Below are 9,342 nucleotides of genomic sequence, written 5' to 3'. Positions count from 1 at the left end.
GATTAATTTTGGTAAGAGGGTCACCGTTGCTGTCGATTTTACGCATCCGATTATCAAGGTCGAAGAATCCTGGCTGAAACATATCGGCTCCATCAAGTAAAAAACGGCTTAGAAGATGATGGAAAAGCATAACATAATATCAATATTTCAGACAGTTAAAACACTATTTGCGCTTGTTTTGCTGTAGTAATTATTCGAGAAACCCTTAACTGGATGCTCCTTTAGGATTTCAAGGTTCTTTGGTTGCACTTTCTCAAAATCTATCATCACATAATTAACCGAGGTAGGCAAAATTGACCTACTTCGCAACACTCATCAAAATGATTGAATCTATATTTTTTGTATATTTCTTTCTTAATAGCCTTTCTTTCCAAATATCGTTTGTCATTTTCAATCCCCCAATATTCTATACATTTTTCCAGTAGGCAGGGAAAAATATGAATATACATCTATAGGCAACTTCCGTTCATAGGCGTGTACAATTTCAGCCATATTATTGTAGCCAATTATCGATTAAGATTTCAGCTTTCGATCGCACATAGTGACCATCTGTTGATCTTCATTTGGCAATGTACTTTTCCCTAAACCCCTGGCTCTCCCGTTCAAAATTTAGCCCTTTTGAATCTACTGATTCAACATTGCCCTTTATCTGGTTAATTAAGTTCAGCAGTACCTTCGATTCAATTATTGAAGATGGCCACCAGACATATGAAACACCGGACTTTTTATTTTCATCTTGTTCTTCTCCCTGCATAACACCCTAAGGGCTTGTCAACCATCCTTTAATATCTTTGTAAATCCACCCAATTTCAGTCAGGATAAAATTTATCTTGTTGGCAGATAAGCCGAACTCTTTACATATCACAGTGGATGTAATTAAATTTCCATTACTCACATCAATATTTATTCATTCTGGCCAAGTAATGTATTTCGCTTATTTTCTATCATTACCCCGCGCCTAGAAGGTTATTATTGTTATAGCCAATGAGATATAAAATTGACTAAATGCCTTGGAATTTGTGTCCAGGAAGTAGCTAACTTCCAGAGCATCAAACTCATCCCAGCTTTGCAATGAGCCATCTTTTATCGTCTGGACGTTCAGGTTTCGTTCCAGATAAAAAGGCTATCTCTGGTTGCTGGTGCATATGAACCACCATTTATGGTTCATATGCACCAGCAACGCCAATATATCCCTTTCCTCCCTCACCAATTACGCTCATAATCCTTCCTGTCGCATACATAAATCAAAGGAGAAACCGTTTAGGTTAAATGGAACAACATTTGCAATTCTGTTTTGCAAAAGAATACTCTTAAAAATAACCGAAGAGAGCATGCTGCCGGGTATTGACTTCTTGTATCCATTTAGCGAATAGCAAATAACCTTGTCTTAACCTCGAGCCGTGTCTGATCTGCAGTGCTCCAGATGCGTACAGGCTGGATAGCCAGAGTACTGACAAGTTCTTCTACCTGATCGTGCGCAGAGGGAAGCCCAGACTCCATATGATACTGCTCAATATTTACGATTTTTTTAATTAAAATAATGACATTTTACCAGACGAGGTACGCTTTTCCCTGGTGAATATTTAAACCTAACTATCAACAATTAAGGCAAAAAGCAGTAGTCATAAGTGGGGAGAAAACAATGATATCGAAAATAAGTTATTTCCAACAAAGGTTTGATACATCCTTGCTCTTATTTCTTAAGAATACTGTTTATAACCACAATCAGTTTCTCATCGTTTTTTTTATATTCATTGTATCGGCAACCCTAACAACTCTTGCACGGGCTGAGATAAGCTTTACAGAGAGTACAGAAGAAGCCGGTCTAACGTATACCGGCCCCACTTGGGGCGCACAATGGGCGGACTATGATGGGGATGGTTGGCCTGATATTTTTGTTACCAATCATGAATCAAAAGTGCCAAGCCTCTACCTGAATAAGCAGGATGGAACATTTGAACAGCTTCCCGATAGTATTTGGGATAAACCGGCATATCCTTGTGACACTCATGGCGCCGGGTGGGCAGATTTTGACAACGATGGAGACCAGGATGTATATATCAGTGCCGGTACCTGGAACCACTACAACCATTTTTACATAAACGATAATGGAGGCCTTTACGAAAGTGCTGATGCATACGGCATCTCATATATTTTAAATCGAGGGCGTATGCCACTTTGGCTTGATTTCGATAATGATGGTTTTTTGGATATTTTTGTAAATGGGTACTCAATGGGAGGCGAAGGGTATGCTGCCTTTTTTCAACAAAACGCGACCGGGTTTGAAAACGTAAATTCCCTCGTAGGATTTGAGGAACAAAATGTTACCTATTCCGTGATGTCAGATATTACGGGTGATGGTATTTTGGATGTAATAAGTACTGATGATTCCGCACCATTTCCTACCCATGTCTTCGACATAACAACCTTACCTTTTACGAACGTTCGGGATCAAATATTTTCACTGGACACTGGATATGGTATGGACGCAGCCTTTGCAGATGTCAACGGTGACCTGCTTCCAGATCTCTATACCCCAAAAAGTGGTGGAGGAGATCAAGTCGAACAAGTAACATCAACCAGGGTAGCCGCAGCTATTATGACCGAGCGATGTGGGTGTCAGAAAGGAATAACATTCCAAACCACTGGCAATCTGACCCTTTTATTTTCATTAAGGCTTAGCTATGCAGACCATCCCATACGTATTGGTTCTTCAGGACTTCTTGCTGCAAATTTTGAAGTAACACTCGATCCCGATGACCCTCGAATATGGGGATTCGCACCTCGAATCCCGGTATATCTGGAACTATCGCCTAACGATGACAGGGTGGTTGGCATGCCCTCTTATAATCCGGGCGTTGATGATGGCGTTTATATCGGCTTTAATAGAAATACAAATGAATGGACAATCGTATCTTCAGTGCCTACAGACGAAAGCTTTCAATGTAGATTCATCGCACAAACTGATGGGAGTCAAATAACTAATGTGACGCATTTGAATCTCAATACCTTTGATCCGGCTGTAGACGCACTCTATATCCACAATGGAGTACAGCTGGAGAATAGAACCTCACAAAGCGGAATCAACAAGCATTTAGCCGGAAGAAGCGTTGTTATCGCTGATTTTGATAATGATATGGATCAGGATATTTATGTGGTAAATGCTTTACTCGTTGAAAACACACCTAATATTCTCTATGAGAATAACGGAGCGGGTTATTTCACTGAAGTCCTTGATGCAGGAGGAGCTGCTGGGACCTCGTTAGGAATTGGGGATCATGTAGTCACTGCTGACTATAACCGTGATGGTTTTCTGGATTTGTTCGTCACTAATGGGAGGTATCCACCGCCTTTTGATCACTTGGGGCCTATTCAACTTTTTAAAAATAACGGAAACAATAATCACTGGATTGAAATTGACTTGGAAGGCACACTTTCCAATAGAGACGGCATTGGTGCAAGTGTGTTGGTAACCGCTGGGGGGCTGACTCAGTTGCGTGAGCAAAATGCTGGTATGCACAGGGATTCACAAAATCACACGCGCATCCACTTCGGTCTTGGCCAAAATATTACCATACAGCGCTTAGAAGTTTATTGGCCAAGCGGGATTGTGCAGGTCCTGGAAAATATCTCAGCTGATCAAATCCTCCGGGTTGTGGAATCTTCGAGTGGCTCTCAACCGCCAGTGGCCAGTTTTACAGCCGATCCTACGTCTGGTGAGGAGCCGCTGGACGTGAACTTTGATGCTTCCTGGTCATATGACGATGGTTCGATCGTATCGTATGCATGGGACTTTGGCGATGGCACAGGCAGCGGTATAACACCGAGCCATACATACAACTTACCTGGTATCTACAACGTCACCCTTACTGTTACAGATGATGATGGTTTCACCGACACGGCCAACCAGAATATAACGGTTGGATCATCGAACATGTGCAACCCGTATGGAGAGCCGAGTTACGATCCAGCAGCAGAGGATGGCATTTTTCTGTGGCAAGAAGGAAATGTCTGGCACTTGCGGGCTGTAGCAGGACTCAGTGGGTGGCAAAGATATACTGGCAGCATAGTTTCAGATATGGATTTTGACAGTGTCACTCCTGTCAATTTAGAACCCAACGACAATCTGGACACCTCTGACCCTCAAGAGATTATATTTGATATGCAAATGTCGGAGCCCTGGTATGACGGGATTGATTTCGAGGTCCCAGCCGGTGCCACTGTCTATGTTGATGTCCAGGTAACGAGTGGGAATGCTGACAATCTTGTATTTATAGGTGGAAATCAATGTCCCATCGCTCAGCTCCCCTATCAACTCCCCTCAGCCTCTAACACCCTGCCAGTGGCCAGTTTCACAGCCGACCCCACGTCTGGTGAGGAGCCGCTGGACGTGAACTTTGATGCTTCCGGGTCATCCGACGATGGTTTGATCGTATCGTATGCATGGGACTTTGGCGATGGTACAGGCAGCGGCGTAACAACCAGCCATACATACAACTCACCTGGCATCTACAACGTTATCCTTACTGTTACCGATGATGACGGTTTCACCGACACAGCCAACCAGAATATAACGGTTGGATCATCGAACATGTGCAACCCGTATGGAGAGCCGAGTTACGATCCAGCAGCAGAGGATGGCATTTTTCTGTGGCAAGAAGGAAATGTCTGGCACTTGAGGGCTGTAGCAGGACTCAGTGGGTGGCAAAGATATACTGGCAGCATAGTTTCAGATATGGATTTTGACAGTGTCACGCCTGTCAGTTTGGAACCCAACGACAATCTGGATACCTCTGACTCTCAAGAGATTATATTTGATATGCAAATGTCGGAGCCCTGGTACGACGGGATTGATTTCGAGGTTCCAGCCGGTGCCACTGTCTATTTTGATGTCCAGGTAACGAGTGGGAATGCTGACGATCTTGTATTTATAGGTGGAAATCAATGTCCCATCGACCTGCTTCCTTATCTACTTCCCTGACACACCGCCAGTGAGAGTAGATTCGCAATTGATTAAGTTTTTGAAGAGAGACCGCCAGCAGTGAATTTTGATACTTCCTGATCAGAGGGCCATAATAATTTGATTCTTCACGTGCATGTGGCGACGGTGATGGTACAGACATCGGCGTACCACATTTCTATAATCTGTAGCTTTTGTGAGAGCAGGTTTCATTGTGCAAGGGGCAAACGAAATCCGGACTAAAGTTAGTAGCCATTTGAGGGATGACATAATGATTTTAAAGGTAAATTTTCCTCAGGAAGAGGTTGAGACTTTTTTATTCTTACTTCTGAAAAATTTTATTTATAAGTGCCATCCACTTCTCGTGGTGTTTTCCATTATCACACTATTGTCAGCAACTCTACCTACTCTTGCAAGAACTGAGATAAGCTTTACAGAGAGTACAGAAGAAGCCGGTCTAACGTATACCGGCCCCACTTGGGGTGCACAATGGGCGGACTATGATGGGGATGGTTGGCCAGATATTTTTGTTACCAATCATGAATCAAAAGTACCGAGCCTCTATCTTAATAAACAGGATGGCACATTTGAACAGCTTTCTGGTAGTATTTGGGATCAAGTGCCATGGCCATATGCCGACACACACGGAGCTGGGTGGGCCGATTATGACAACGATGGAGATCAAGATGTGGTGGTTAGCTGTACCCAGGGGGTCGCCAACCGTTTTTATATAAACGATAATGGTATCCTTTATGAAAGCGCTCGCGAATACGGTATTGCATACACTGAAAGTCGAGGGCGAATACCATTGTGGATGGACTTTGATAATGATGGAATTTTAGATGTGTATCTAAATAGTCTCTCACGTGGAGGGGCAGGGTATGCGGCCCTATTTCAGCAGAATACAGAAACTAGTTTTTTTGAAAATGTAAGTCTCCTGGTAGGCTTTGAGGATCATGATGCTGTTTTTAGCATGTTGTCCGATCTTACTGGCGATGGAATTTTGGATATCATTACCTATGATGGTGGCCCACGATTTCCCAGTTATGTGTATAGCATGACAACACTTCCTTTTACTGAGCATCGAGATGAAATATTCCCACCTGACTCAGGATATGCAGCTGACGCTGCTTTCGCAGATTTCAATGGTGATCTTTTTCCAGATCTATATTGGGTGCGAGGAGGAGGAGGCGAACAGGTCGCACAGGTAACATCCACTAAACTTGCAGCGAATATTGTAAGCAGTAGCTGTGAGTGTGAGAAAGGAGTAACATTTAAATCCGATGGTAAGGTGACAATTCTTTTTTCTGTACAGCTTTCGTCTGCAGATCATCCTTTCTATATCGGTTCTTCCGGATTATCTCGTGAAACTTTTGCATCCTATATATCTCCCGATGACCCTAGAATATGGGGCATCGCGCCTCGAATTCCGGTCTATTTAGAGCTTTCGTCTGACGATTCCAGGGTGTATGGCATTTATCCCCATGAACCTGGCATCGATGCTGGTGTTTATGTCGGCTTTGATTCCGAATTGAATCAATGGCAGATTGTATCTTCTCAATCTCTTGACGAAACATTTTCGTGTAAATTTATCGTCGAAACCGATAGTCCCATTACTGAATTTACCCCCCTGAATCTTACTATGTTTGCACCGCCTATAGACACCCTCTATATTCACAACGGAGCCAATCTAGAAAAGCAATTGGCGCAATATTCTGGAATTAATCAACATTTAGCAGGAAGGAGTGTTGTTGCTGGTGATTTTGACAATGATATGGATATAGATCTTTATGTAGTGAACTCTTTAAAGGTCATGAATACACCTAACATTCTGTTGGAGAATGATGGAACAGGTGTCTTTACAGAAGTTACTAACGCTGGAGGTGCGGCCGGCACTACTCTAGGAGCCGGGGATCATGTAGTCACTGCAGACTATAATCGTGATGGTTTTCTCGACTTGTTCCTCACCAATGGGATGTATCCATCACCTTTTGATCATTTAGGTCCGATTCAACTTTTTAAAAATAACGGAAACAGTAACCACTGGATCGAAATCGACTTAGTCGGTACCACATCCAATAGAGACGGTATTGGTGCGCGCTTGCTTTTGACCGCAGGGAATGTGACTCAGTTGCGTGAGCAAAGTGGTGGTATGCACAAATTTTCACAAAATCATAAGCGCATCCATTTCGGTCTGAGGCAAAATGCAGCCATAGAGCGCCTAGAAGTACAATGGCCAAGTGGGATTGTTCAGGTAATAGAAAATCTTTCAGCCGATAAAATTATCCGGGTTGTGGAATCTTCGGGTACCCCTCAGCCCTCAATGGCGGTTGTTGATAGTGCCAGAACGGATATTGATACAGCGACGACTGTGGACGTCCTGGCTAATGACTACGATCCAAACGGTGATACGTTGAGTATTTTTGCCGTACAGAACCCAACCGACCAAGGCGGAATAACGAGTATCAACGATAACGCCTCGCCGGATGATCCAAGTGATGACTTTATCACCTACACACCACCAGTAGGTTTTTCAGGTACGGACACCTTTACTTATACAGTTGATGATGACAACGACGGCACTGGTACCGCAACTGTGACCATTACTGTGAAAGAGTCCAATACTTGTATTCCTTATGGAGAGCCGAATTATGATTCAGCAACAGAAGATGGCATTTTTCTATGGCAAGAGGGAAATATCTGGCACTTGAGGGCTGTGGCAGGATTTAGTGGGTGGCAAAGGTATATTGGCAGCATAGCTTCAGATACGGAATTTAGTAATGTAACTCCTGTCAGCTTTGATACAAATGATTATCTGGACATCTCAAATTCTCATGAGATTATATTTGACATGGAAATGTCGGGGCCTAATTTCGACGGGCTTGATTTCGAGTTTCCTACTGGGGCCACCGTCTATTTTGATGTACAAACAAAAAGTGAGAATAATACTGACCTTGTATTTATAGGTGGAAAGCGATGTCCTGTAAATCAGCTTCCTTATCAGATTCTGGGAGAACCAAATTATGATCCAGCAACTGAGGATGGTATTTTTTTATGGAAAGAAGGAAATGTTTGGCATTTGAGGGGGGTAGCAGGACTCAGTGGGTGGCAAAGATATACTGGCAGCATCGAGTCAGATATTAAGTTTAGCAGTGTAACGCCTGTCACATTTGAGTCAAATGACAATGTGGACACCTCTGATCCTCAATCAATTATATTTGATATGCAAATGTCGGGGCCCTGGTACGACGGGCTTGATTTCGAGTTCCCAGCTGGTGCCACTGTTTATTTTGATGTTCAGTCGACGAGTGGGAATGCTACCGATCTCGTCTTTATCGGTGGAAATCAAACTCCTATCGATCAGCTTCCCTACGAGCTCCCCTCAGACTCTAACAATCTGCCGATGGCCAGTTTTACCGCTGATCCAATTTCGGGCCTGCCCCCGCTGGCAGTGAGTTATGATGCTTCCGGATCAGAGGACCAGGATGGTTCTATAGTGTCGTATGAATGGGACTTTGGCGATGGTACAAGTGCAGACAGCGGCGTAAATACTAACCATACATACGACATACACGGCATCTACAACGTTATCCTCAATGTTACCGATGATGCCGGGGCAACCAGCACGGCCAACCAGATCATCACGGTGGAACTCAACGACTGATGAAGGGCACTGTAAACGATGCGCCACCTGATTGTACTTCTTATGGAGAATCAATTTACAAAAAACAAAGATTACTACAAAAAGGAAAACGGGCACTTAGCAAGATATGCTAAGTGCCCGTTTTTACTGGTCGGAACGAGAGGATTTGAACCTCCGGCCCCCTGAACCCCATTCAGGTGCGCTACCAGGCTGCGCTACGTTCCGAAATTCGCTGCTCATAGATAGCATTCCAGCCATCTTGTGTCAACTTCTAGTTGGGCTATCTGTTATTTTCTTGGCTGATTAAGCTGAGCCAAAATAAAGTTTAGCTCAGATTTAATCAACTGCAACCTATTGTCTGCAATTGCTGGAGAAGGCGTCACCTTTATTTTCTTTTCTTTACTTGATTTGATAGACTTTTTTGCCAGTAATTTACGAGCACCGGAGATGGTATACCCTTCCTGATGAAGCAATTGTCGGATATTCAGCAGGGTTTGAACATCCTGTCGTCTGTAAAGCCGTTGTTTGGATTTACCGCGATAGGGTTTGACCATCTTAAATTCTTTTTCCCAGTATCGTAAAACGTGCGCGTCTACACCTAACAGGGAACTAACCTCCCCTATTCGGAAATATTTTTTATCCGGCAATCGTTCGATATCGGGTGAACTGGTAGTCACAGGTCTATAAAGTAAAGAAACTTGATGGAGGGCATGCTCAAGAAACCAGTGTTTCTAGATCA

At 43.4% G+C, this 9,342-nt stretch carries 5 protein-coding genes and 1 tRNA gene; 2 read left to right on the top strand and 4 right to left on the bottom strand.

What is annotated here, in order from left to right:
* Positions 1-559: 559 nt before the first annotated feature.
* Together JWH17_RS14015 and JWH17_RS14010 are read right to left on the bottom strand one after the other, a co-directional pair.
* Positions 560-754 carry a hypothetical protein gene (locus JWH17_RS14015; RefSeq protein WP_205223247.1) on the bottom strand — a complete coding sequence of 65 codons (195 nt, stop codon included), beginning with the start codon at positions 752-754 and terminating at the stop codon, positions 560-562.
* A 608-nt stretch (positions 755-1,362) separates the two neighbouring features.
* Positions 1,363-1,500: a hypothetical protein gene (locus JWH17_RS14010; protein ID WP_205223246.1), complete on the bottom strand. Its 138-nt coding sequence runs from the start codon at positions 1,498-1,500 to the stop codon at positions 1,363-1,365.
* 142 nt (positions 1,501-1,642) lie between these two features.
* Here JWH17_RS14010 and JWH17_RS14005 point away from each other — a divergent pair, with 142 nt between their 5' ends.
* Both JWH17_RS14005 and JWH17_RS14000 read left to right on the top strand, forming a co-directional pair.
* Positions 1,643-4,981: a PKD domain-containing protein gene (locus JWH17_RS14005; protein WP_205223245.1), complete on the top strand. Its 3,339-nt coding sequence runs from the start codon at positions 1,643-1,645 to the stop codon at positions 4,979-4,981.
* 250 nt (positions 4,982-5,231) lie between these two features.
* Complete coding sequence (locus tag JWH17_RS14000) at positions 5,232-8,624, top strand: FG-GAP-like repeat-containing protein (protein ID WP_205223244.1); 3,393 nt, start codon at positions 5,232-5,234, stop codon at positions 8,622-8,624.
* A gap of 127 nt (positions 8,625-8,751) precedes the next feature.
* Here the strand turns inward: JWH17_RS14000 and JWH17_RS13995 are convergent.
* Together JWH17_RS13995 and JWH17_RS13990 are read right to left on the bottom strand one after the other, a co-directional pair.
* Positions 8,752-8,828: transfer RNA gene (locus JWH17_RS13995), tRNA-Pro, on the bottom strand.
* Positions 8,829-8,890: 62 nt separating this feature from the next.
* On the bottom strand, positions 8,891-9,280 hold the full coding sequence (locus tag JWH17_RS13990; protein WP_205223243.1) for a MerR family transcriptional regulator: 390 nt from the start codon (positions 9,278-9,280) through the stop codon (positions 8,891-8,893).
* Positions 9,281-9,342: the final 62 nt, after the last annotated feature.

Origin of the sequence: Desulfogranum marinum, from assembly GCF_016918565.1 — a bacterium.
GTDB classification, from domain to species: Bacteria; Desulfobacterota; Desulfobulbia; order Desulfobulbales; family Desulfobulbaceae; genus Desulfogranum; species Desulfogranum marinum.
Note: the sequence above shows the minus strand (reverse complement) of the source record. Positions and strands in the feature narration are given on the sequence as shown.